Origin of the sequence: Burkholderia sp. BCC1638 (genome assembly GCF_902833195.1) — a bacterium.
GTDB classification, from domain to species: domain Bacteria; phylum Pseudomonadota; class Gammaproteobacteria; order Burkholderiales; family Burkholderiaceae; genus Burkholderia; species Burkholderia diffusa.
Genome location: NZ_CADFEC010000015.1, coordinates 1 through 25,349, shown reverse-complemented (window position 1 = coordinate 25,349; position 25,349 = coordinate 1). Strand labels below are relative to the sequence as shown.

Genomic DNA, 25,349 nt, shown 5'->3' with positions numbered 1-25,349 from the left:
GATTACTTGGCCTCCGCTTCAAAGTTGATTTCCTGGCCGGGCTTCAGGCAAACGTACGCCTTCTTCACGTCCTTACGGCGGCCCATCGAACGGCCGAAGCGCTTTTGCTTGCCCTTCTGAACCAGCACGTTGACCGAATCAACTTCAACCTTGAACAGCAGCTCGACAGCCGCCTTCACTTCCTGCTTCGTGGCATCCGGTGCGACTTCGAACACGACTTGCTCGTTCTTGTCGGCAACCAGCGTCGCCTTTTCCGAGATCACCGGTGCGAGCAGGACCTGCATCAAACGATGATCGTTCTTGCGAATCTCGCTCATGACAGCAACTCCTCGATCTGGGCGACCGCAGCCTTCGTGACCAGCACTTTCTTGAAGTAGATCAGCGACAGCGGGTCAGCGTAGCGCGGCTCGACAATCGCCACGTGCGGCAGGTTGCGCGAAGCCAGGTACAGGTTCTCGTCGACCGTGTCCGTAATGATCAGCACGGAGTCGAGACCCATGGTCTTGAATTTGTCAGCCAGCAGCTTGGTCTTCGGCGCTTCGAGGATGATGTCCTCGACGACCGACAGGCGGCCTTCACGGGCCAGCTGCGAGAAGATCGAGCAGAGACCTGCGCGATGCATCTTCTTGTTGACCTTGTGCGAGAAGTTCTCTTCCGGCGAGTTCGGGAAGATGCGACCACCGCCACGCCACAGCGGGCTCGACGACATACCGGCACGAGCGCGGCCCGTACCCTTCTGACGCCACGGCTTCTTGGTGGTGTGCTTGACTTGCTCACGGTCCTTCTGTGCGCGGTTACCCTGGCGAGCATTCGCCTGGTACGCGACGACGACCTGGTGGATCAGCGCTTCGTTGTAGTCACGACCGAACACGACGTCCGACGCGTTGACCACTGCACCTTCCTGACCATTTTCGTTCAGGAGCTTGAGTTCCATTATTTCGCCCCCTTGGTCTTGACGGCCGGCGTCACGAAAACCTTGCCGCCCTTCGCGCCCGGAATCGCACCCTTGACGAGCAGCAGCTTGCGCTCTGCATCGATACGAGCGATTTCGAGGTTCTGCACCGTCACCGTAACGTCACCGAGGTGACCCGTCATGCGCTTACCCGGGAAAACGCGACCCGGATCCTGCGCCATACCGATCGAGCCCGGCACGTTGTGCGAGCGCGAGTTACCGTGGGTAGCACGGCCGGAGGAGAAGTTGTAACGCTTGATCGTACCGGCGTAGCCCTTACCGATCGACACGCCTTGCACGTCGACCTTCTGGCCCACTTCGAAAAGATCAGCACCGACCACGGCGCCATTCGACAGCTCAGCTGCCTTGGCCGCGTCAATGCGGAATTCCTTGAGGATTTCACCGGCTTCGACACCGGCTTTGGCGAGATGACCTGCCAGCGGCTTCGTCACGCGCGATGCGCGGCGGGAGCCGAATGCAACCTGCACGGCCGTGTAGCCGTCGGTTTCAACAGTCTTGATCTGCGTCACGCGGTTGTCCGACACGTCCAGCACGGTGACGGGAATCGAATCCCCTTCAGCCGTGAAGATACGGGTCATGCCAACCTTGCGACCTACGAGTCCAAGGCTCATCATTTTCTCCATTCCCGACTGCGATTGGTCGGGGCTGATTTACAAAATGCCGGGCACGCAAGGCCCAACTTTTTTACGCGAATACGCGAAAAGCCAAGCAGTATAGCCCGACTCATCGATTTCCGCAAGCAATACAAAGACTTAGCACCGCCCGGCACGCCGGATGGCGCCGAAAGCCTTACTGCAGCTTGATTTCCACGTCGACGCCAGCCGGCAGGTCGAGCTTCATCAGCGCGTCAACCGTCTTGTCGGTCGGATCGACGATGTCCATCAGGCGCTGGTGGGTACGGATTTCGAGCTGATCGCGCGACGTCTTGTTGACGTGCGGCGAACGCAGGATGTCAAAACGCTGAATGCGCGTCGGCAGCGGCACCGGGCCACGGACGATTGCGCCAGTCCGCTTCGCGGTATCGACGATTTCGGCAGCCGATTGATCGATCAGACGATAGTCGAAAGCCTTCAGGCGAATGCGGATTTTCTGTTGCTGCATGACGATTCCTTGAAAAGAGCGAGGCGATGTTGCATCGCCGGACACTAAAAGAACGCGAAACCTGTTACCTGCGGGGAGCGAGGCGCCAGCTTCCGAACGGTACTTCCACTGCTAAGCCCGCGATTCTACACGAAAAATCGGAATGGTGGTGTGCGTTTGTCAAGACGGCAACGCGCACGCCACAAAGACAAAACCGGGTCCCAGATCAAACTGGACACCCGGTTTCGACGGTACGACTGCCTACCGCGGAATCGCGGACCCCGGAGGGATCCGCGGATCGTCGATGTTACTCGATGATCTTGGCGACGACGCCGGCGCCGACGGTACGGCCGCCTTCGCGGATTGCGAAGCGCAGACCTTCTTCCATCGCGATCGGAGCGATCAGCTTCACCGTGATCGACACGTTGTCGCCCGGCATCACCATTTCCTTGTCCTTCGGCAGCTCGATCGAGCCCGTCACGTCCGTCGTACGGAAGTAGAACTGCGGACGGTAGTTGTTGAAGAACGGCGTGTGACGGCCGCCTTCGTCCTTGCTCAGCACGTACACTTCAGCCGTGAAGTGCGTGTGCGGCGTGATCGAACCCGGCTTCGCCAGAACCTGGCCACGCTCCACGTCTTCACGCTTCGTGCCGCGCAGCAGGATACCGACGTTGTCGCCTGCCTGACCTTGGTCCAGCAGCTTGCGGAACATTTCAACGCCCGTGCAGGTCGTCTTCACCGTCGGCTTGATACCGACGATTTCGATTTCCTCGCCGACCTTCACGATGCCGCGCTCGACACGACCCGTCACCACCGTACCGCGGCCCGAGATCGAGAACACGTCTTCCACCGGCATCAGGAACGCGCCGTCAACTGCACGCTCCGGCGTCGGGATGTACGTGTCCAGTGCGTCTGCCAGGCTCATGATCGCCACTTCGCCCAGCTCGCCCGTGTCGCCTTCCAGCGCCAGCTTCGCCGAGCCCTTCACGATCGGCGTGTCGTCGCCCGGGAAGTCGTACTTCGACAGCAGTTCGCGAACTTCCATCTCGACCAGCTCGAGCAGTTCAGCGTCGTCCACCATGTCGCACTTGTTCAGGAACACGATGATGTACGGAACGCCAACCTGACGCGCCAGCAGGATGTGCTCACGCGTTTGCGGCATCGGGCCGTCTGCTGCCGAGCAAACCAGGATCGCGCCGTCCATCTGCGCTGCGCCCGTGATCATGTTCTTCACATAGTCAGCGTGGCCCGGGCAGTCGACGTGTGCGTAGTGGCGGTTTGCCGTTTCGTACTCGACGTGTGCCGTGTTGATCGTGATGCCGCGCGCCTTTTCTTCCGGCGCCGCGTCGATCTGGTCGTAGGCCTTCGCTTCGCCGCCGAACTTCTTCGTCAGAACCGTCGTGATCGCTGCCGTCAGCGTCGTCTTGCCGTGGTCAACGTGACCAATCGTACCAACGTTGACGTGCGGCTTGGTCCGCTCAAACTTTTCTTTTGCCATGATTCTCTTCTTTCAAAAAATATCGGTTGGTAGCTTCAGATTTACTTCGACTTCGCGCTGATGATCGCTTCAGCAACGTTGCGCGGAGCTTCAGCGTAGTGCTTGAACTCCATCGTGTACGTTGCACGACCTTGCGTCAGCGAACGCAGCGACGTCGAGTAACCGAACATTTCCGACAGCGGCACTTCGGCGCGAACGATCTTGCCGCCGCCAACCATGTCTTCCATGCCCTGGACGATACCGCGACGGCCCGACAGGTCGCCCATCACGTTGCCCATGTAGTCTTCCGGCGTCTCGACTTCGACAGCCATCATCGGCTCGAGGACGACCGGGTTCGCCTTGCGCATCGCTTCCTTGAACGCCATCGAACCGGCCATGCGGAACGCGTTTTCGTTCGAGTCAACGTCGTGGTACGAACCGAACGTCAGGTGAACCTTCACGTCGACGACCGGGAAGCCAGCCAGCACGCCCGACTTCAGCGTGTCCTGGATACCCTTGTCGACCGCCGGGATGTATTCACGCGGAATCACACCACCCTTGATCTCGTCGAAGAACTCGTAGCCCTTGCCCTGTTCGTTCGGCTCGAGCGTGATGACCGCGTGACCGTACTGGCCGCGACCACCCGACTGCTTGACGAACTTGCCGTCGACGTCCTTCGCCGTCGAACGGATCGTTTCGCGGTATGCAACCTGCGGCTTGCCGACGGTCGCTTCCACGCCGAATTCACGCTTCATCCGGTCGACCAGAATTTCGAGGTGGAGCTCGCCCATGCCCGAAATGATGGTCTGGCCCGATTCTTCGTCGGTCTGCACGCGGAACGACGGGTCTTCCTGCGCCAGACGGTTCAGCGCGAGGCCCATCTTTTCCTGGTCAGCCTTGGTCTTCGGCTCGACAGCCTGCGAAATCACCGGCTCCGGGAACACCATGCGCTCGAGAACGATCGGGTTCGCCGGGTCGCACAGCGTGTCGCCCGTGGTCGCTTCCTTCAGGCCGACCGCAGCAGCGATGTCGCCTGCACGGACTTCCTTGATTTCTTCACGCTGGTTCGCGTGCATCTGCAGAATACGGCCGAGGCGTTCCTTCTTGCCCTTGGTCGAGTTCAGCAGCGTGTCGCCCGAGTTGACGACGCCCGAGTACACACGGAAGAAGATCAGTTGGCCGACGAACGGGTCGGTCATGATCTTGAACGCGAGCGACGAGAACTTCTCGTCGTCCGACGCCTTGCGCTCTGCTTCTTCACCGTTTTCGAGCTCGCCCTTGACCGGCGGGATGTCGACCGGCGACGGCAGGAAGTCGATCACGGCGTCGAGCATACGCTGCACGCCCTTGTTCTTGAACGCGGTACCGCACAGCATCGGCTGGATTTCGCACGCGATCGTACGGTCACGCAGCGCCTTGACGATGTCGGCTTCCGGCAGATCGCCTTCTTCCAGGTACTTGTTCATCAGGTCTTCGCTGGCTTCGGCAGCCACTTCGACCATCTTTTCGCGCCATTCCTTGCAGGTCTCGGCGAGCTCGGCCGGGATGTCGACGTAGTCGAACTTCGTGCCTTGCGACGCTTCGTCCCAAATGATCGCCTTCATCTTGATCAGGTCGACCACGCCCTTGAAGTTTTCTTCCGAGCCGATCGGCACCACGACCGGAACCGGGTTCGCCTTCAGGCGCAGACGGAGCTGGTCGTAGACCTTGAAGAAGTTCGCGCCGGTACGGTCCATCTTGTTGACGAACGCGAGACGGGGCACCTTGTACTTGTTAGCCTGGCGCCACACCGTTTCCGACTGCGGCTGCACGCCGCCCACTGCGCAGTACACCATGCACGCGCCGTCGAGCACGCGCATCGAACGCTCCACTTCGATCGTGAAGTCGACGTGGCCCGGGGTGTCGATGATGTTGATGCGGTGTTCCGGATAGTTGCCGCCCATGCCCTTCCAGAAGGCCGTGGTAGCAGCGGACGTGATCGTGATGCCACGCTCCTGTTCCTGCTCCATCCAGTCCATCGTTGCTGCGCCGTCGTGGACTTCACCGATCTTGTGGTTCACACCGGTGTAAAACAGAATGCGCTCGGTCGTCGTCGTCTTGCCGGCGTCGATGTGAGCGCTAATACCGATATTGCGGTAGCGCTCGATAGGAGTCTTGCGAGCCACTTTGATCCTCTACTGGGATAACACGATGCAGCCCTGCTGCATCATGCTTCAACACAAACGGGCGAGGCGCCTGAAAAGCGCACCCGCCCGGAATTTATTTCCGCAAACAGCCCAGCCAGGCGCTTAGAAACGGAAATGCGAGAACGCGCGGTTGGCTTCTGCCATGCGGTGAACTTCATCGCGCTTCTTCATCGCGCCGCCACGGCCTTCGGCCGCTTCGGTGAGTTCGCCTGCCAGACGCAGAGCCATCGACTTCTCGCTACGCTTCTTCGCAGCCTCACGCAGCCAGCGCATCGCCAATGCCATACGACGCGACGGGCGCACTTCGACCGGAACCTGATAGTTGGCACCACCAACGCGACGGCTCTTCACTTCGACCACCGGCTTCACGTTGTTGAGCGCAACGGTGAACACTTCCAGCGGGTCCTTGCCACCCTTGGTCTGGATTTGTTCGAATGCGCCATAAACGATGCGCTCTGCGACCGACTTCTTGCCGGACAGCATCAGCATGTTCATGAACTTGGCTACATCAACGTTGCCGAACTTCGGATCCGGCAACACTTCCCGCTTGGGGACTTCGCGACGACGCGGCATGATTCTTCCTTTACCTGTTCAGTTGGAGCTGCATCCAGCCCCGCGGTCACCAACAAACCCGATCACATCTTCACGACTAACCAGCTTGGCCGGGTGACCACTTACTCGACAGCACCGGCAATCCGGCACTCCCGCCTTGACCGCCCTGCGGCGATCCCTGATCAAAAACTGCTTACTTGGCAGCCTTTGCACGCTTTGCGCCGTACTTCGAGCGCGCTTGCTTACGGTCCTTGACGCCCTGGGTATCCAGCGAGCCGCGAACCATGTGGTAACGCACACCCGGCAAGTCCTTCACACGGCCGCCGCGGATCAGCACAACCGAGTGTTCCTGCAGGTTGTGGCCTTCACCGCCGATGTACGAAATCACTTCGAAGCCGTTCGTCAGACGAACCTTGGCGACCTTACGGAGTGCCGAGTTCGGCTTCTTCGGCGTCGTCGTGTACACACGGGTGCACACGCCGCGACGCTGGGGGCAGTCCTGCAGGGCCGGGCTCTTGCTCTTCGTCGTTTCCGACTGACGGCCTTTGCGAACCAGTTGGTTGATGGTTGGCATTGTTTATTCCTGAAATTGAACAAAATCTGCACATCGATTTCGGGCAAAGCGAGAATCGACGCACAGTTGACTTCCGAACCGGCGATACGGACACGAACCTTCGAACGCGACTCGGCCCACCGAATACCGGAACCCAGTATGATATTCCGGAAATGCCAACTAAGTCAACGGCTTGCGTGATTTGCCAGCCGCGCGGGCGGTTTACCGGAAGGGTCTGAACACCTGTGTCAGGCCGATTCGACGACGTCGATGATCTCGTCGCCGAAGCGTTCCAGCTTGCGCACACCCATGCCGGGGATATGGCGCAGGTCGTCGATCGTCTCCGGCGCGTTGCGCGCGATTTCGGCCAGCGTCGCGTCGTGGAAAATCACGTAGGCCGGCACGCCGTCGGACTTCGCGGTTTCCGCGCGCCACGCGCGCAGCGCATCCCAGCGTGCGCGCTCGCGCGTGCCCATGCCGGCCGTCGGGTCGACCCGCGTGCCGCTGCGGCTCGACGACTGGCGCGTGCGCTGCGGCTTCACGTAGCGGCGCAGCGTGACCTTCTCTTCGTTCTTCAGCACCGGCTTCGCGGCCTCGGTCAGCATCAGCGCGCCGAAGCCGCCATGGTCGACCGCCAGATAGCCGTACGCCACGAGCTGCCGGAAAATCGCGCGCCACTCGGGCTCGGACAGCGACGCGCCGATCCCGAACGTACTGAGCTGGTCGTGGCCGCGCTGCAACACCTTCTCGGTGCGGCCGCCGCGCAGGATCTCGATCAGATGGCTCGAACCGAAATTGAAGCCGCTCGCGCGCTGCGCGCGGAATACGCACGACAGCGCCATCTGCGCCTCGCGCGTCGCGTCCCACGAATCAGGCGGCTCGAGGCATGTGTCGCAGTTTCCGCACGGTTGGCTCGCCTCGCCGAAGTAGTTCAGAAGCCGCACACGCCGGCACGAGATCGTCTCGCACAGCCCGAGCAGCGCATCGAGCTTCGACGTCTGCACGCGCTTGTGCGCGTCGTCCGCATCGGACTCGTCGATCATCTTGCGCTGCTGGACGACGTCGCCGAGCCCATACGCCATCCACGCGTTCGCCGGCATCCCGTCGCGGCCCGCACGGCCGGTTTCCTGGTAGTAGCCTTCGACGCTCTTCGGCAAATCGAGATGGGCGACGAAGCGCACGTCCGGCTTGTCGATGCCCATGCCGAACGCGATGGTCGCGCACATCACGATGCCTTCCTCGCGCTGGAACATTTCCTGGTGCTTCTGTCGCACCTCGAACTCCATCCCCGCGTGGTACGGCAGCGCGCGCACGCCCTGTGCCTTCAGCCATTCGGCCGTTTCCTCGACCTTGCGGCGCGACAGGCAGTAGACGACGCCTGCGTCGGTCGTACCGTCCGCGTTCGTGTGCTCCGCGCGGATGAAGTCGAGCAGCTGCGCGCGCGCGTTGTCCTTCTCGACGATCCGGTAGCGGATGTTCGGCCGGTCGAAGCTCGACACGAACACGCGCGCATCGTCGAGCGCGAGGCGATGGATGATCTCGTCTCGCGTGATCGCGTCGGCGGTGGCCGTCAGCGCGATGCGCGGCACCGACGGGAAACGCTCGTGCAGCACCGACAGCTGGATGTATTCGGGACGGAAGTCATGCCCCCACTGCGACACGCAGTGCGCCTCGTCGATCGCGAACAGGCCGATCTTCGCGCGCTCGAGCAGGTCCAGGAAACGCCCGGTCATCAAACGCTCCGGCGCGACGTACAGCAGGTCGATCTCGCCCTCGCGCAGCGCGCGCTCGGTCGCCGCGGCCTCCGCGCCCGACAGCGTCGAGTTCAGGTAGGCCGCGCGCACGCCGACTTCGCTGAGCGCGGCGACCTGGTCCTGCATCAGCGCGATCAGCGGCGATACCACGATGCCGGCGCCCTGCCCGGCTTCGCGACGCAGCAGCGCCGGAATCTGGTAGCACAGCGACTTGCCGCCGCCCGTCGGCATCAGCACGAGGCAATCGCCGCCGCCGGCGACATGTTCGACGATCTCGCCCTGTTGGCCGCGAAATGCGGAATAACCAAAGACTTCGTCGAGAATTTCGAGGGCGCGGGACATGAATGATGAGAACGAGGACGGCGGACGATGACCGCGATTTTAACAACCCGCTCGCGCAGCGCGCGGCGAATCGTGCACCGTTGGCCAATCGACCGAGTTCGTTCGCGCGCATGACGGGCCTGCGCAAGCGTGCGGCAAGCCCGTCATGCACGTGAACGACGGATAAAAAAAACCGCCCGGCGGACCGGGCGGTTTCGACGACAGCGAATACGCAACGTGAGGCGGTTCGCGCCGCCCGTGCTTATTCGGCTGCCGGGTGTTGCGGCTCTTCCGCAGGCGCGCTCGGCGTGCCGAAGTCGAATGCCTCTTCCGCTGCGATCTGATCGAAACGCTCGCGGTCGGACATCTCCTTCGCCTTGCGTGCCTTGTGGAACGCGAGACCCGTACCGGCCGGGATCAGACGGCCGACGATCACGTTTTCCTTCAGACCGCGCAGATCGTCGCGCTTGCCCATGATCGCCGCTTCGGTCAGCACGCGGGTCGTTTCCTGGAACGATGCCGCCGAGATGAACGAGTCGGTCGACAGCGACGCCTTCGTGATACCGAGGAGCACGTTGTCGTACGACGCCGGACGCTTGTTCTCGGCGATCATGCGATCGTTCTCGTCCAGCATGTCGGAACGCTCGACCTGTTCGCCCGGGATGAAGCGCGTATCACCGTTGTCGGTGATCTGCACACGACGCAGCATCTGGCGAACGATCACCTCGATGTGCTTGTCGTTGATCTTCACGCCCTGCAGACGATACACGTCCTGCACTTCGTCGACGATGTAGCGCGACAGCGCCTCGATACCCTGCAGACGCAGGATGTCGTGCGGATCGGCCGGGCCGTCCACGATCATTTCGCCCTTGTTGACGACCTGAGCATCGTGGACCAGCACCTGCTTTTCCTTCGCGATCAGGAACTCGTGCTGATTGCCTTCGAGGTCCGTGATGACGAGACGCTGCTTGCCCTTCGTGTCCTTGCCGAACGACGTCGTGCCGGTGACTTCCGCGAGAATGCCGGCATCCTTCGGCGAACGCGCTTCGAACAGTTCCGCCACCCGCGGCAGACCGCCGGTAATGTCACGCGTCTTCTGCGCTTCGGTCGGGATACGTGCGAGCACTTCACCCACCTGCACTTGCTGGCCGTCCTTCACGGTGATCAGTGCGCCGACCTGGAAGCCGATCTGCACCGCGTGTTCCGTGCCCGGGATCTTCACTTCGTCGCCGTTCGCGTCGAGCAGCTTCACCTGCGGACGCACGCTCTTCGAAGCTTGCGAACCGCGACGCTTCACGTCGATCACGACCAGCGTCGACAGACCGGTCACGTCGTCGATCTGCTTCGCGACGGTCACGCCTTCCTCGACGTTCTCGAACTTCACCGTACCACCGTACTCGGTGATGATCGGACGCGTCATCGGATCCCACGTCGCCAGCTGCGTGCCGGCCTTGATCGCCGCGCCGTCGAGCTGCAGCAGCGTCGCGCCGTACGGGATCTTGTGACGTTCGCGCTCGCGGCCGATATCGTCGGTGATCAGCGCCTCGCCCGAACGCGAGATGACGATCTGCTCGCCCTTCGCGTTGGTGACGTAACGCATCGTCGCCGTGAAACGCACGATACCGTTGCTCTTCGCTTCGACCGACGACGCCACTGCCGCACGCGATGCCGCACCACCGATGTGGAACGTACGCATCGTCAGCTGCGTGCCCGGTTCACCGATCGACTGTGCCGCGATCACGCCGACTGCTTCGCCGACGTTCACGAGCGAGCCGCGGCCGAGGTCACGGCCGTAGCAGGCCGCGCACAGACCGTAACGCGTTTCGCAGGTCAGCGGCGTGCGCACGCGCACTTCGTCGATGCCGAGGCGTTCGATTTCCTCGACCGCCGTTTCGTCGAGCAGCGTGCCCGATTCGTACAGCGTTTCCTGCGTTTCCGGGTTCACGACGTCCGCGACCGCGACGCGGCCGAGGATACGGTCGCGCAGTGCCTCGACGACTTCACCGCCTTCGACCAGCGCCTTCATCGCCACGCCGTTCGACGTGCCGCAATCGTCCTCGACCACCACCAGATCCTGCGTGACGTCGACGAGACGACGGGTCAGGTAACCCGAGTTTGCCGTCTTCAGTGCCGTATCAGCCAGACCCTTACGTGCACCGTGGGTCGAGATGAAGTACTGCAACACGTTCAGGCCTTCGCGGAAGTTCGCGGTAATCGGCGTCTCGATAATCGAGCCGTCCGGCTTCGCCATCAGGCCGCGCATACCGGCAAGCTGACGAATCTGCACCGCCGAACCCCGGGCGCCCGAGTCGGCCATCATGTAGATCGAGTTGAACGACTCCTGGCGCGTCTCGTTGCCGTCGCGGTCCGTCACCGGCTCCGTCGACAGCTGCTCCATCATCGCCTTGCCGACCGCTTCCGACGTTGCCGACCAGATGTCGACCACGTTGTTGTAGCGTTCCTGCGCGGTGACGAGACCCGACATGTACTGGCGGTCGTACTCTTTCACCTTCTTCGCGGCGTCGCCGACGATCGTTTCCTTCTGCGGCGGCACGAGCATGTCGTCCACGCAGATCGAAATGCCGGCACGCGTCGCGAGACGGAAACCCGACTGCATCAGCTGGTCGGCGAACACGACCGTCGCACGCAGACCGCACTTGCGGAATGCGGTGTTGATCAGGCGCGAGATTTCCTTCTTCTTCAGCGGCTTGTTCAGCACCGAGAACGGCAGGCCGTGCGGCAGGATCTCCGACAGGATCGCGCGACCGACGGTCGTCGCGTACAGCGAGATCTTCGGCACGAATGCCGGCGCGCCTTCCGACTTGTCTTCGTTGTGGACCATTTCGGTGATCCGCACGTTGACGCGCGATGCCAGCTCGACTTCCTTGTTCTCGTACGCGCGGATCACTTCCGACACGCCCGTGAACGACAGGCCTTCGCCCTTGCCGTTGATCGCTTCGCGGGTCGCGTAGTACAGACCCAACACGATATCCTGCGACGGCACGATCGACGGATCGCCGTTGGCCGGGAACAGCACGTTGTTCGACGCCAGCATCAGCGTCCGCGCTTCCATCTGCGCTTCGAGCGACAGCGGCACGTGAACGGCCATCTGGTCACCGTCGAAGTCAGCGTTGAACGCCGCGCAGACGAGCGGGTGCAGCTGGATCGCCTTGCCTTCGATCAGCACGGGCTCGAACGCCTGGATACCGAGACGGTGCAGCGTCGGCGCACGGTTCAGCATCACCGGATGCTCGCGGATCACCTCTTCGAGGATGTCCCACACCACCGGCGTCTGGTTCTCGACTTCCTTCTTCGCAGCCTTGATGGTCGTCGCGACGCCCATCACTTCCAGCTTATTGAAGATGAACGGCTTGAACAGCTCGAGCGCCATCAGCTTCGGCAGGCCGCACTGGTGCAGCTTCAGCGTCGGGCCGACCACGATGACCGAACGGCCCGAGTAGTCGACGCGCTTGCCCAGCAGGTTCTGACGGAAACGACCGCCCTTGCCCTTGATCATGTCGGCGAGCGACTTCAGCGGACGCTTGTTCGCGCCCGTCATCGCCTTGCCGCGACGACCGTTGTCGAGCAGCGAGTCGACGGCTTCCTGCAGCATCCGCTTTTCGTTGCGGACGATGATTTCAGGGGCCTTCAGCTCGAGCAGACGCTTCAACCGGTTGTTACGGTTGATCACGCGGCGATACAGGTCGTTCAGGTCCGACGTCGCGAAACGGCCGCCGTCCAGCGGCACGAGCGGACGCAGTTCCGGCGGCAGCACCGGCAGCACCTCGAGGATCATCCACTCGGGCTTGATGCCCGAGCGCTGGAATGCCTCGAGGACCTTCAGGCGCTTCGCGTACTTCTTGATCTTCGCTTCCGAGCCGGTGTTCTTCAGCTCGGTGCGCAGCGTCTCGACCTGCTCGTCGATGTTGATCGCGCGCAGCAGTTCACGCACGCCTTCCGCGCCCATTTCGGCACGGAATTCGTCGCCGTATTCCTCGACCTTGTTGTAGTAATCCTCTTCGGTCATGATCTGCCGCGCCTTCAGCGGCGTCATGCCCGGTTCGATCACCACGTATGCTTCGAAGTACAGCACGCGTTCGATGTCGCGCAGCGTCATGTCGAGCACCATGCCCAGACGCGACGGCAGCGACTTCAGGAACCAGATGTGCGCGACCGGCGAGGCCAGCTCGATGTGGCCCATCCGTTCACGACGCACCTTCGCCAGCGTCACTTCGACGCCGCACTTCTCGCAGATCACGCCGCGGTGCTTCAGACGCTTGTACTTGCCGCACAGGCACTCGTAGTCCTTGATCGGCCCGAAGATCTTCGCGCAGAAGAGACCATCGCGTTCCGGCTTGAACGTACGGTAGTTGATGGTCTCCGGCTTCTTCACTTCACCGAACGACCACGAACGGATCTTGTCCGGCGAGGCCAGACCGATCTTGATCGCGTCGAAAACTTCTTCCTGTTGGACTTGCTTGAATAGATCGAGCAGAGCTTTCATTGCTTTCTCTCCGTAGTCCGATTAATTGCGGTCGAGATCGATGTCGATACCGAGCGAGCGGATTTCCTTCACGAGCACGTTGAAGGATTCCGGCATGCCTGCATCGATCACGTGATCGCCCTTCACGAGGTTCTCGTAAACCTTCGTCCGGCCGGTCACGTCGTCCGACTTCACCGTCAGCATTTCCTGCAGCACGTAGGACGCGCCGTACGCTTCGAGTGCCCACACTTCCATTTCACCGAAACGCTGGCCACCGAACTGCGCCTTACCACCCAGCGGCTGCTGCGTGACGAGCGAGTACGGGCCGGTCGAACGCGCGTGCATCTTGTCGTCGACCAAGTGGTGCAGCTTCAGGTAGTGCATGTAACCCAGCGTCACGCGACGTTCGAACATCTCGCCCGTGCGGCCGTCGTACAGGCGGACCTGGTTCTTCGACGGGTTCATGCCGAGCTGTTCCGCGATGTCGTCCGGGAACGCGAGGTCGAGCATCTTGCCCATTTCTTCCTCGGTCGCACCGTCGAACACCGGCGTTGCGAACGGCACGCCTTCGCGCAGGTTCTTCGCGAGTTCGAGGATCTCGTCGTCGGTGAAGCTTTCCAGGTCTTCCTGGCGGCCCGACTCGTTGTAGATCTTGGTCAGGAACACGCGCAGTTCCTCGATCTTCACCTGACGCTGCAGCATTTCGCCGATACGCCAGCCGAGGCCCTTCGCGGCCCAGCCGAGGTGCACTTCCAGAACCTGACCCACGTTCATCCGCGACGGCACGCCGAGCGGGTTCAGCACGACGTCTGCCGGACGGCCATCGGCCATGTACGGCATGTCTTCGATCGGGACGATCTTCGACACGACACCCTTGTTACCGTGGCGGCCTGCCATCTTGTCGCCAGGCTGCAGGCGGCGCTTCACCGCGAGGTACACCTTGACCATCTTCAGCACGCCCGGCGGCAGTTCGTCGCCTTGCGTGAGCTTCTTGCGCTTCTCTTCGAACGCGAGGTCGAACTGGTGACGCTTTTCCTCGATCGAGTTCTTGATCGCTTCGAGCGATGCCGCTGCTTCGTCGTCCGCGAGGCGGATGTCGAACCAGTGGTAGTGGTCGAGGTCTTCCAGGTAAGCCTGGTCGATCTTCGTGCCCTTCGCGAGCTTCTTCGGACCGCCGTTCGCGACCTTGCCCACCAGCATCCGTGCGAGACGCTGGAACGCGTCGCCTTCCACGATGCGCAGCTGGTCGTTCAGGTCGAGACGGTAGCGCTTCAGTTCGTCGTCGATGATCTGTTGCGCGCGCTTGTCGCGCTGAATGCCTTCACGCGTGAACACCTGGACGTCGATCACGGTGCCGCTCATGCCCGACGGCACGCGCAGCGACGTGTCCTTCACGTCCGAAGCCTTCTCGCCGAAGATCGCGCGCAGCAGCTTCTCTTCCGGCGTCAGCTGGGTCTCGCCCTTCGGCGTGACCTTGCCGACCAGCACGTCGCCCGCTTCGACTTCAGCACCGATGTACACGATGCCCGATTCGTCGAGACGGCCGAGCTGGACTTCCGCCAGGTTCGAGATGTCGCGCGTGATTTCTTCCGGCCCGAGCTTCGTGTCGCGTGCAACGACGTTCAGCTCTTCGATGTGGATCGACGTGTAGCGATCGTCGGCCACGACCTTCTCCGAGATCAGGATCGAGTCTTCGAAGTTGTAGCCGTTCCACGGCATGAACGCGATCAGCATGTTCTGGCCGAGCGCGAGCTCGCCCAGGTCCGTCGAGGCGCCGTCGGCCAGCACGTCGCCGCGCGAGACCTTGTCGCCCATCTTCACGATCGGACGCTGGTTGATGTTCGTGTTCTGGTTCGAACGCGTGTACTTGATCAGGTTGTAGATGTCGACGCCGACTTCACCTGCGACCGCTTCGTCGTCGTTCACGCGAATCACGATACGGCCTGCGTCGACATAGTCGACGACGCCGCCGCGGAACGCCTGAACGGTCGTGCCCGAGTCGACCGCGCAGGTGCGCTCGATGCCCGTACCGACGACCGGCTTTTCCGGACGCAGACACGGCACGGCCTGACGCTGCATGTTCGAACCCATCAGTGCACGGTTCGCATCGTCGTGCTCGAGGAACGGGATCAGCGAAGCAGCAACCGACACGATCTGCGACGGCGCGACATCCATGTACTGGATGCGGTCCGGCGTGACCATCATCGTTTCGCCGGCTTCACGCGACGACACGAGTTCGTCGACCAGCGTGCCGTTCTCGTCGATCGCGGCGTTCGCCTGCGCGATCATGTAGCGGCCTTCCTCGATCGCCGACAGGTAGTCGATCTGGTCGGTCACCTTGCTGTCCACGACCTTGCGGTACGGCGTCTCGAGGAAGCCGTACTCGTTCAGGTGCGCGTACAGTGCGAGCGAGTTGATCAGACCGATGTTCGGACCTTCCGGCGTTTCGATCGGGCACACGCGGCCATAGTGGGTCGGGTGCACGTCACGAACTTCGAAGCCTGCGCGTTCGCGCGTCAGACCGCCCGGGCCCAGTGCGGAAACACGGCGCTTGTGCGTGATTTCCGACAGCGGGTTGGTCTGGTCCATGAACTGCGACAGCTGCGACGAACCGAAGAACTCGCGGATCGCCGACGAAATCGGCTTCGAGTTGATCAGGTCGTGCGGCATCAGGTTTTCGCTTTCGGCCTGGCCGAGGCGTTCCTTGACCGCGCGCTCGACACGCACGAGACCCGCGCGGAACTGGTTTTCCGCCAGTTCGCCGACGCAACGCACGCGACGGTTGCCGAGGTGGTCGATGTCGTCCACTTCGCCCTTGCCGTTGCGCAGTTCGACGAGGATCTTGATCGTCGCGAGGATGTCGTCGTCCTGCAGCGTCATCGGGCCGGTGATCTCGTCACGGCTGACGCGGCGGTTGAACTTCATACGGCCGACCTTCGACAGGTCGTACGCTTCTTCGCTGTAGAACAGACGGTTGAACAGCGCCTCGACCGCTTCTTCGGTCGGCGGCTCGCCCGGACGCATCATGCGGTAGATCGCGATGCGCGCGGCCGTCTTGTCGGTCGTTTCGTCGACACGCAGCGTCGACGAGATGTACGGACCCTGGTCCAGATCGTTCGTGTAGAGCGTCTGGATATCCTTGATGCCCGCTTCGCGCAGCTTTTCGAGCACGCTTTCCGTGACTTCGTCGTTCGCGGTCGCGATCACTTCGCCGGTGTCGCCGTCGACGACGTTCTTCGCCAGCACGCGGCCGAGCAGATAGTCTTCCGGCACCGAGATGTACTTGGTCTTCGCGGCTTCGAGGTCGCGAATGTGCTTCGCGTTGATCCGCTTGTCCTTCTGGACGATGACCTTGCCGTCGCGATCCGTGATGTCGAAGCGCGCGACTTCACCACGCAGGCGCTCGGGCACGAACTCGAGTTGCGCGCCTTCGTCCATCAGCGTGAAGTTGTCGAACACGAAGAAGTTCGCGAGGATCTGTTCCGGCGTGAGGCCGATAGCCTTCAGCAGGATCGTGACCGGCATCTTGCGGCGACGGTCGACGCGGAAGTACAGGATGTCCTTCGGATCGAATTCGAAGTCGAGCCACGAGCCGCGGTACGGAATGATCCGTGCCGAGAACAGCAGCTTGCCCGAGCTGTGCGTCTTGCCCTTGTCGTGTTCGAAGAACACGCCCGGCGAACGGTGCAGCTGCGAGACGATGACACGCTCGGTGCCGTTGATGACGAACGAGCCCGTCGGCGTCATGAGCGGAATTTCGCCCATGTACACTTCCTGCTCCTTCACTTCCTTGACGACCGGCTTGTTCGGCGATTCCTTGTCGAGGATGACGAGGCGGACCTTCGCGCGCAGCGCGGAGCAGTACGTCAGGCCACGCTGCTGGCATTCCTTGATATTGAATGCCGGCGCGGACAGTGCATAGCTCACGAACTCGAGGCGCGCGAAACCGTTGTGCGAAACAATGGGAAATACCGATGTGAATGCGGCTTGCAAACCTTCAGGCTTGCGTTGCGTGCCAAGCACATCGGCTTGCAGAAACGTGCTGAATGATTCAAGCTGGGTGGCCAGCAAGAACGGAACTTGGTGAACGATGGGGCGCTTCGCGAAACTCTTGCGAATGCGCTTCTTCTCGGTGAAGGAATATTGCATACGATCTCCGAATCACGGCGGGTGCTGTCGAGGCGGGATACCTGGACGTTTCGAACCCGAGTGTTCACCGACTGAGACCCGATGGCCGCCCGATGGCTTGAACGAGCCGAGAAGCTTGGTGGTTGGCCGCTACCAACCGCTGGCTGACGGCAGCGGATGCCTGTGTTGCCCGCTACCCGACCAAACTTGCCTTCTGCAGTCGCTTCAGAAGACAAAGAGAAACGCCGATCGCGACCATCGCTTACGATTCGGCGGTTTTCTTTGGCTTCTGGGGCCGATTATTCGGGCTCCCGAATGAGTGCCAGAATAACGTCCCCACAAAGCACAAAAAGGCCGGCGGTGAAAATACCGCCAGCCTTCGCACAGCGCGTCGAAACTTACTTGACTTCGACCTTCGCGCCTGCTTCTTCCAGCTTCTTCTTGGCTTCTTCAGCAGCAGCCTTGTCGACGCCTTCCTTGACAGCCTTCGGTGCGCCGTCAACGACGTCCTTCGCTTCCTTCAGGCCCAGGCCCGTCAGTTCGCGAACTGCCTTGATGACTGCAACCTTGTTGCTGCCTGCTTCAGCCAGGACGACCGTGAATTCGGTCTTCTCTTCTGCTGCAGCAGCAGCGCCGCCGCCTGCCGGGCCAGCGACTGCCACTGCAGCTGCCGACACGCCAAACTTCTCTTCGAATGCCTTGACCAGTTCGTTCAGTTCCAGAACGGTCATCCCTTCGACTGCTGCCAGGATGTCTTCTTTTGCGATTGCCATTTGAAATACTCCTAAATTGAATTCGGATACAGCCAGCGATCAGTGACGCTGATGCACGCTCGATTACGCAGCTTCTGCTTGCTTCTTCTCGGCCAGCGCGGCAAGAGCACGCGCGAAGCCCGAAACAGGCGATTGCATAACGAACAGCAGCTTCGAGAGCAGTTCTTCACGGCTCGGGATGCTTGCCAGCGCTTGCACGCCAGCCTTGTCCATCACCTTGCCATCGAACGAACCAGCCTTGATGACCAACTTGTCATTGCTCTTGCTGAAGTCGTTGACGACCTTAGCAGCAGCAATTGCATCTTCCGAGATGCCGTAGATCAGGGGGCCAGTCATCTGCTCTGCCAGCGGAGCAAACGGCGTACCTTCAACAGCGCGACGCGCCAGCGTGTTCTTCAACACGCGCAGGTAAACCTGTTGCTCACGCGCTTTCGCGCGCAGCTTGGTCAGATCGCCAACCGCAATTCCACGATACTCAGCCAGCACAACGGTCTGGGCCTTCGCGACTTGCGCGGCAACCTCAGCGACGACGGCTTGCTTGTCTTCTCTATTAAGCGGCACGGTTAGCCTCCAGAAACGATACGTTCGGCACGAAACCTCACGTACCTCGTTCAACAACGGCGTCCGACCTCGTTAGGAGTATTTCCACCTCAAGCCGTGAATCGCTTCACGACCTGCGGCTTCACCACTGCAAAACTTTTTCGGGTTCGCCATCTGCGTTGGCTTGAATTAAGGGATCGCCTGCCTGCTGCGCCCCACCAACGGTCTTTGATAACCGGTTGCCCGCCCTGCTGCACGAACAACCGCCCAAAGCCCATGTAGGCCGCTTCGCGAACGAAGCGGCCCGAATACTTGCTTACTGTGCTGCCAGCGTAGCCTGGTCGACACGCACGCCGACACCCATCGTGCTCGACAGTGCGATCTTGCGCAGGTAGACGCCCTTGCTCGTTGCCGGCTTGGCCTTCTGCAGCGCTTCGATCAGTGCCGACAGGTTCGAACGCAGTGCGGTCGATTCGAACGATGCACGGCCGATGGTCGCGTGGATGATACCGGCCTTGTCGACACGGAATTGCACCTGACCAGCCTTCGCGTTCTTGACTGCAGTCGCGACGTCCGGCGTGACCGTGCCGACCTTCGGGTTCGGCATCAGGCCGCGCGGGCCGAGGATCTGACCGAGCGTACCGACGATACGCATCGTGTCCGGCGAAGCGATCACGATGTCGAAGTCCATCTGGCCAGCCTTGATCTGCTCAGCCAGGTCTTCCATACCGACGATTTCCGCGCCTGCTGCACGAGCCTGCTCGGCCTTGTCGCCTTGTGCGAACACGGCAACGCGAACCGACTTGCCCGTACCTGCCGGCAGAACGACCGAACCACGAACGACTTGGTCCGACTTCTTCGCGTCGATGCCGAGCTGGACTGCGACGTCGATCGATTCGTTGAACTTCGCGCTCGCGCATTCCTTCACGAGTGCCAGTGCGTCTTCGATCGCGTACAGCTTCTGACGGTCGACCTTGGCGGCAAATGCCTGACGGCGCTTGGAGATCTTAGCCATTTACACGCCCTCCACAGTGATGCCCATCGAGCGTGCGCTACCAGCGATGGTGCGAACGGCTGCATCCAGATCAGCTGCCGTAAGGTCCGGCATCTTGGTCTTCGCGATTTCTTCGGCTTGAGCGCGCGTGATCGAACCGACCTTGTCGGTGTGCGGCTTGCTCGAGCCCTTGTCCACCTTCGCCGCCTTCTTGATCAGGACGGTCGCCGGCGGCGTCTTCATCACGAACGTGAAGCTCTTGTCAGCGTATGCCGTGATGACCACCGGCACCGGCAGACCCGGCTCCATGCCTTGAGTCTGCGCGTTGAACGCCTTGCAGAACTCCATGATGTTCAGGCCGCGCTGGCCCAGTGCCGGACCGACCGGCGGCGACGGGTTGGCTTTACCTGCAGGAATCTGCAGCTTGATAAAGCCGACAATCTTCTTTGCCATTTGTAAACCTCGTTGGAACGCCAGACGGCGTTCGGTGAGTGATAACGCGCGTTCGCCGTTGGCTACTGACGCTCCTCAACGGCCATAACGCGAGCCGTAAGCGCGAAGGTGGGCAGCCGAGGCTGCCCACCGAATCGGGATCAAACTTTTTCGACCTGACCGAACTCGAGTTCGACCGGGGTAGAGCGGCCAAAGATGGTGACCGACACACGCACGCGCGATTTTTCGTAGTTGACTTCCTCGACGGTGCCGTTGAAGTCCGTGAACGGGCCTTCCTTGACACGCACCATCTCGCCAACTTCGAACAGGGTCTTCGGGCGCGGCTTCTCGACGCCTTCCTGCATCTGCGACATGATCTTTTCGACTTCCTTCGGGGAAATCGGGGTCGGGCGGTTACGTGCACCGCCGACGAAACCCGTGACCTTCGCCGTGTTCTTCACGAGGTGCCACGTTTCGTCCGTCATCTCCATTTCCACCAGCACGTAGCCGGGGAAGAAACGACGCTCGGTTACAGCCTTGTGGCCGCCTTTGACTTCGACCACTTCTTCGGTCGGAACCAAGATCTGACCGAATTTATCCTGCATGCCAGCACGTTCAATGCGCTCCTGAAGCGCGCGCTGCACGCTCTTCTCCATACCGGAGTAGGCGTGCACGACGTACCAACGCTTTCCGCTCGGGGATGCCGGAGTATCGCTCATATCATTTCCAACCCAGAATCGCCGAGAAAATCACCCATTCGATCGATTTGTCACTCAACCAGAGGAAAATCGCCATCACGAGCACGAAACCGAACACGACAAGCGTGGTTTGCGTTGCTTCCTTGCGGGTGGGCCATACGACCTTGCGGACTTCCTTGTACGAATCCTTGGCAAATGCGATGAGGCTCTTGCCAGGCACGGACATCAGACCGACGGCCACGCCGGCGATGATACCTACCGCCAATGCGGCGCCGCGGACATACCACTGCTGGTTGGCCAGCCAGAAGAAGCCCACGAATCCGGCCAAGACCAGCAATACGCCCAGGGCCAGCATCAGCTTATCGCCGGAGGTATTTACAGTTTCGACGGATGGATTCGCCATAACACCTTAAAACAAATGCCACGTGGGACACGTGGCGATTTTTGGCAGGGGCAGAGGGAATCGAACCCCCAACCTTCGGTTTTGGAGACCGACGCTCTGCCAGTTGAGCTATACCCCTAAACCATGTTGGGGCCGGCTGCTGCCAGCCCCAAAACTGTCGATCAACGAATAACTGGCTTACTCGATGATCTTGGCGACGACGCCGGCGCCGACGGTACGGCCGCCTTCGCGGATTGCGAAGCGCAGACCTTCTTCCATCGCGATCGGAGCGATCAGCTTCACCGTGATCGACACGTTGTCGCCCGGCATCACCATTTCCTTGTCCTTCGGCAGCTCGATCGAGCCCGTCACGTCCGTCGTACGGAAGTAGAACTGCGGACGGTAGTTGTTGAAGAACGGCGTGTGACGGCCGCCTTCGTCCTTGCTCAGCACGTACACTTCAGCCGTGAAGTGCGTGTGCGGCGTGATCGAACCCGGCTTCGCCAGAACCTGGCCACGCTCCACGTCTTCACGCTTCGTGCCGCGCAGCAGGATACCGACGTTGTCGCCTGCCTGACCTTGGTCCAGCAGCTTGCGGAACATTTCAACGCCCGTGCAGGTCGTCTTCACCGTCGGCTTGATACCGACGATTTCGATTTCCTCGCCGACCTTCACGATGCCGCGCTCGACACGACCCGTCACCACCGTACCGCGGCCCGAGATCGAGAACACGTCTTCCACCGGCATCAGGAACGCGCCGTCAACTGCACGCTCCGGCGTCGGGATGTACGTGTCCAGTGCGTCTGCCAGGCTCATGATCGCCACTTCGCCCAGCTCGCCCGTGTCGCCTTCCAGCGCCAGCTTCGCCGAACCCTTCACGATCGGCGTGTCGTCGCCCGGGAAGTCGTACTTCGACAGCAGTTCGCGAACTTCCATCTCGACCAGCTCGAGCAGTTCAGCGTCGTCCACCATGTCGCACTTGTTCAGGAACACGATGATGTACGGAACGCCAACCTGACGCGCCAGCAGGATGTGCTCACGCGTTTGCGGCATCGGGCCGTCTGCTGCCGAGCAAACCAGGATCGCGCCGTCCATCTGCGCTGCGCCCGTGATCATGTTCTTCACATAGTCAGCGTGGCCCGGGCAGTCGACGTGTGCGTAGTGGCGGTTTGCCGTTTCGTACTCGACGTGTGCCGTGTTGATCGTGATGCCGCGCGCCTTTTCTTCCGGTGCCGCGTCGATCTGGTCGTAGGCCTTCGCTTCGCCGCCGAACTTCTTCGTCAGAACCGTCGTGATCGCTGCCGTCAGCGTCGTCTTGCCGTGGTCAACGTGACCAATCGTACCAACGTTGACGTGCGGCTTGGTCCGCTCAAACTTTTCCTTGGCCATTTTCAACTCCCGAAAGGAATTTCACATGTTGCGCCGCGCGCAAACAGACACTGACTTTTTACTGCTGGTGCCCATGGGCAGGATCGAACTGCCGACCTCTCCCTTACCAAGGGAGTGCTCTACCACTGAGCCACATGGGCGCTATTACGCTTCAACTACACGGACTGGAGCGGGTGAAGGGAATCGAACCCTCGTCGTAAGCTTGGAAGGCTTCTGCTCTACCATTGAGCTACACCCGCACGGGCCACTAACGATTCCCTACCGCTCTCTGCGCTGATGTTCTGGTGGAGGAGGTTGGATTCGAACCAACGTAGGCGTAAGCCAACAGATTTACAGTCTGCCCCCTTTAGCCACTCGGGCACCCCTCCGTAGAGAACTGACGATTATGGGGGTGCATCGCACTCTTGTCAAGCAAATCCGGAAGATTATTTTCATTCTCTTCCAGCCCACTTGCGCGACTCACCCGACACCCACGCTCGCCCGGCTGAGGCAAGCACGAGAGGATCGCCGATCGGCGCCCACATCTTCGTCAGACCTCCGTCTTCAGCGTCGATTTGCATCTTCGCTAAAAACGAAAGACCGCCATCATAAGGCCTTCCGCGCATAATGCCAAGCGGGTAGATGCAAAAAATCCGCAATTTCCATGCCGGCGGGATTTGCAAAGGCATCCGGCAAACGCCAGGACCAATCCGAAGCCGTGTAACTGTGGCGCGCCAGCACACCGCCCGGCCGGGGTCAGCCAGGCTCTATGCAGAGGCTCCGCCACACCGGACATCGGATTCCGGATATAGCGCCTGCTCGCATCCTCCGCTGCGACACGCAGGAATCGAACCGTCAGAACAGGGGCCGCCATTGGCTCACGCTTCCTTCCTGCGGACAGAAAACAGGCGCGATACCATCCCGTTTTGACGCGATCGGGCCCCACTGCCCCCGCCGCCTCATTCAAAATCAGGACTTCTCTCGTGCCTTCGCGCGGTCTTCGTTGCCTCCATGTCGCACTCCCGCGGCATCACAATGCTGCAACAGGACGCTCAAAAAAGGCGCGCCAGTTCGTACGGCACATAACAACGTTGAAGTCCGTGGTCAGCGGGCCGAGTGTCGTATCGGATATCGGACGTATAGCGCAGCTTCGCTGCGATAGTCCGACCAGACGCTCATGTTGATCCGCTGCGCGAAGGTCCGGCGCGATACTTGCTGCACCGCGGCGCGTCCGCTGCGACGGTGACGCGTGGCCGACATGATGGCCAGAGGTGTACGTGCAGATCGTCGCGTATCAGCGGCACCAGGACGTCGGGGCAGGTCGAGCTTCCGGACCGCTCCGGGTGGTGTCATCGTCGCCGCGAGCCGCAATCAGGTGGGACGAAGGGGTGTTCAACATCATGCGTCCGCGACTGCCTCCGGGGCCGTTGCGCTCGCTGGCATCGCCGCCTTGTAGGCGGCGGCGAAGTATCCGGCGTCGACCGGCGGTTCTTCTGCGTCGACTTTGACCGAGATGCCTATGCGACGCCTCCTGCGGACTACGTGCCAGGGAAGCTAACGTCCGACACGAGCACCTCAACGTCGGCTGCTCGCCGCCCCGGCGATGCTCACGCTGTGCCGAGATCAGGGGCAAAAATTGGATCCGCGAATTGTACCGGGCGAGCATTCCGCGCTGGGTGATCCGAGCGCCGCGTGCACCTCATGCGTCGACCAGCGTCGACGCGAGCGGTATGCATTTCGCGTTGATGGCTAAGATCGTGGCTTTTTCGGTGGCGCAGCTCGTTCGCTCGTTGACGAAGCCTATGCCCTTCGAATCTGGTAGCTCGCTCTCGTCAGAAGCTACACGGGGACGTCTGACGGGATCGAGCAGGCAAACCGACCTCATCTCCCGACACTGGGCGTCGGCGGGGGGCTCCGTGGGAATTTCGGTCGTCATTCGGATGCTAACGGGTATGCTCTCGCGGCCTCGAGCTGCCGTGGATTTGCCATGAAACGCGCCAGCCATACACCGGCGACCCCGCGCCTCGAACATAGTCACCTACATTGGCCGGAAAAATGCGTTGCCGGAGGCGTCGCCGAACCGGCCCGAGTCGCCTCCCTGGCTGGAGATTGCAGCGAATCAGCGGGTGATTGGTCCGGGATGATGGAAAGCGGTGGATTCCGGCGACGCGCTTGAGCAGCAAACGGAGAGGTTCGATTGCCTGCACTCGCATTTCCATCGCGCCAATGCAAAAACCCCCGCCTTTTGGGCGGGGGTTCTTGGCTTGAGGGAGCCTGACGATTACCTACTTTCACACGGGAATCCGCACTATCATCGGCGTAGAGTCGTTTCACGGTCCTGTTCGGGATGGGAAGGGGTGGGACCGACTCGCTATGGTCATCAGGCAAAGGGGGTTGTCCTGCTGGCGTGGCCAACAGAACCAATCTGGGAAGAAGCAGTAATTTTGAGTTGTGTGTATCACACACGAGAATCCAACATGTCGCTCTGGATCTTGCGGCCGGTGCTGTCGCACGGCGCCGATCTACAAGGCAGACTTGTTATAGGATCAAGCCTTACGGGCAATTAGTATCAGTTAGCTGAACGCATTACTGCGCTTACACACCTGACCTATCAACGTCCTGGTCTCGAACGACCCTTCAAGGGGATCTAGTCCC

At 61.1% G+C, this 25,349-nt stretch carries 18 protein-coding genes, 4 tRNA genes and 2 rRNA genes; all 24 read right to left on the bottom strand.

Translation table 11 applies throughout. From position 1 onward, the window contains the following. Window positions 1–2: 2 nt before the first annotated feature. Complete coding sequence (gene rplW, locus HWX22_RS18690; RefSeq protein ID WP_004199275.1) at window positions 3–317, bottom strand: 50S ribosomal protein L23; 315 nt, start codon at window positions 315–317, stop codon at window positions 3–5. Next, window positions 314–934, bottom strand: a complete 621-nt coding sequence (gene rplD, locus HWX22_RS18685; protein ID WP_006477192.1) for a 50S ribosomal protein L4 — start codon at window positions 932–934, stop codon at window positions 314–316. Before rplD ends, rplW begins: the two co-directional genes overlap by 4 nt. Further along, window positions 934–1,584, bottom strand: coding sequence for a 50S ribosomal protein L3 (rplC, locus tag HWX22_RS18680; RefSeq protein WP_006752926.1), 651 nt, complete (start codon window positions 1,582–1,584; stop codon window positions 934–936). The genes rplD and rplC overlap by 1 nt, the downstream gene beginning before the upstream one ends. Before the next feature lie 178 nt (window positions 1,585–1,762). Continuing rightward, entirely contained in the window at window positions 1,763–2,074 is a 312-nt protein-coding gene (gene rpsJ, locus HWX22_RS18675) for a 30S ribosomal protein S10 (protein ID WP_004199280.1), read from the bottom strand. A gap of 286 nt (window positions 2,075–2,360) precedes the next feature. Then, window positions 2,361–3,551 (bottom strand): elongation factor Tu, encoded by a 1,191-nt coding sequence (gene tuf, locus HWX22_RS18670; protein ID WP_006482910.1) that lies wholly within the window; start codon window positions 3,549–3,551, stop codon window positions 2,361–2,363. Window positions 3,552–3,592: 41 nt separating this feature from the next. After that, window positions 3,593–5,695 carry an elongation factor G gene (fusA, locus tag HWX22_RS18665; RefSeq protein ID WP_059535572.1) on the bottom strand — a complete coding sequence of 701 codons (2,103 nt, stop codon included), beginning with the start codon at window positions 5,693–5,695 and terminating at the stop codon, window positions 3,593–3,595. Between the two features lie 123 nt (window positions 5,696–5,818). After that, window positions 5,819–6,289, bottom strand: a complete 471-nt coding sequence (rpsG, locus tag HWX22_RS18660; RefSeq protein WP_034209730.1) for a 30S ribosomal protein S7 — start codon at window positions 6,287–6,289, stop codon at window positions 5,819–5,821. 172 nt (window positions 6,290–6,461) lie between these two features. Then, window positions 6,462–6,842 carry a 30S ribosomal protein S12 gene (rpsL, locus tag HWX22_RS18655; protein WP_006400662.1) on the bottom strand — a complete coding sequence of 127 codons (381 nt, stop codon included), beginning with the start codon at window positions 6,840–6,842 and terminating at the stop codon, window positions 6,462–6,464. A 227-nt stretch (window positions 6,843–7,069) separates the two neighbouring features. Then, the gene (gene recQ, locus HWX22_RS18650) at window positions 7,070–8,917 is read right to left on the bottom strand and encodes a DNA helicase RecQ (protein ID WP_059535570.1); all 1,848 of its coding nucleotides are present in this window, start codon (window positions 8,915–8,917) and stop codon (window positions 7,070–7,072) included. 241 nt (window positions 8,918–9,158) lie between these two features. Next, on the bottom strand, window positions 9,159–13,400 hold the full coding sequence (rpoC, locus tag HWX22_RS18645; RefSeq protein WP_059820866.1) for a DNA-directed RNA polymerase subunit beta': 4,242 nt from the start codon (window positions 13,398–13,400) through the stop codon (window positions 9,159–9,161). A 21-nt stretch (window positions 13,401–13,421) separates the two neighbouring features. After that, entirely contained in the window at window positions 13,422–17,528 is a 4,107-nt protein-coding gene (gene rpoB / locus HWX22_RS18640; RefSeq protein WP_175908469.1) for a DNA-directed RNA polymerase subunit beta, read from the bottom strand. A gap of 377 nt (window positions 17,529–17,905) precedes the next feature. Next, on the bottom strand, window positions 17,906–18,280 hold the full coding sequence (gene rplL, locus HWX22_RS18635; RefSeq protein WP_021161757.1) for a 50S ribosomal protein L7/L12: 375 nt from the start codon (window positions 18,278–18,280) through the stop codon (window positions 17,906–17,908). 63 nt (window positions 18,281–18,343) lie between these two features. Then, window positions 18,344–18,841: a 50S ribosomal protein L10 gene (gene rplJ / locus HWX22_RS18630; RefSeq protein WP_038715103.1), complete on the bottom strand. Its 498-nt coding sequence runs from the start codon at window positions 18,839–18,841 to the stop codon at window positions 18,344–18,346. A gap of 295 nt (window positions 18,842–19,136) precedes the next feature. Continuing rightward, window positions 19,137–19,835 carry a 50S ribosomal protein L1 gene (gene rplA / locus HWX22_RS18625; RefSeq protein ID WP_059535563.1) on the bottom strand — a complete coding sequence of 233 codons (699 nt, stop codon included), beginning with the start codon at window positions 19,833–19,835 and terminating at the stop codon, window positions 19,137–19,139. After that, the gene (gene rplK, locus HWX22_RS18620; protein WP_006400671.1) at window positions 19,836–20,267 is read right to left on the bottom strand and encodes a 50S ribosomal protein L11; all 432 of its coding nucleotides are present in this window, start codon (window positions 20,265–20,267) and stop codon (window positions 19,836–19,838) included. Window positions 20,268–20,407: 140 nt separating this feature from the next. After that, complete coding sequence (nusG, locus tag HWX22_RS18615; RefSeq protein ID WP_006400672.1) at window positions 20,408–20,965, bottom strand: transcription termination/antitermination protein NusG; 558 nt, start codon at window positions 20,963–20,965, stop codon at window positions 20,408–20,410. Between the two features lies 1 nt (window position 20,966). Then, window positions 20,967–21,347, bottom strand: coding sequence for a preprotein translocase subunit SecE (gene secE, locus HWX22_RS18610; protein ID WP_059535562.1), 381 nt, complete (start codon window positions 21,345–21,347; stop codon window positions 20,967–20,969). Window positions 21,348–21,389: 42 nt separating this feature from the next. Then, window positions 21,390–21,465 (bottom strand) — tRNA-Trp (locus HWX22_RS18605). A gap of 59 nt (window positions 21,466–21,524) precedes the next feature. Next, window positions 21,525–22,715, bottom strand: a complete 1,191-nt coding sequence (gene tuf / locus HWX22_RS18600; RefSeq protein ID WP_006482910.1) for an elongation factor Tu — start codon at window positions 22,713–22,715, stop codon at window positions 21,525–21,527. 65 nt (window positions 22,716–22,780) lie between these two features. Then, window positions 22,781–22,855, bottom strand: a tRNA-Thr gene (locus HWX22_RS18595). Between the two features lie 25 nt (window positions 22,856–22,880). Beyond that, window positions 22,881–22,954 (bottom strand) — tRNA-Gly (locus HWX22_RS18590). Between the two features lie 43 nt (window positions 22,955–22,997). Continuing rightward, window positions 22,998–23,083: transfer RNA gene (locus tag HWX22_RS18585), tRNA-Tyr, on the bottom strand. Between the two features lie 1,883 nt (window positions 23,084–24,966). Next, window positions 24,967–25,079, bottom strand: a 5S ribosomal RNA gene (gene rrf / locus HWX22_RS18580). 157 nt (window positions 25,080–25,236) lie between these two features. Further along, window positions 25,237–25,349 (bottom strand): 23S ribosomal RNA (locus HWX22_RS18575); the annotation flags it as partial.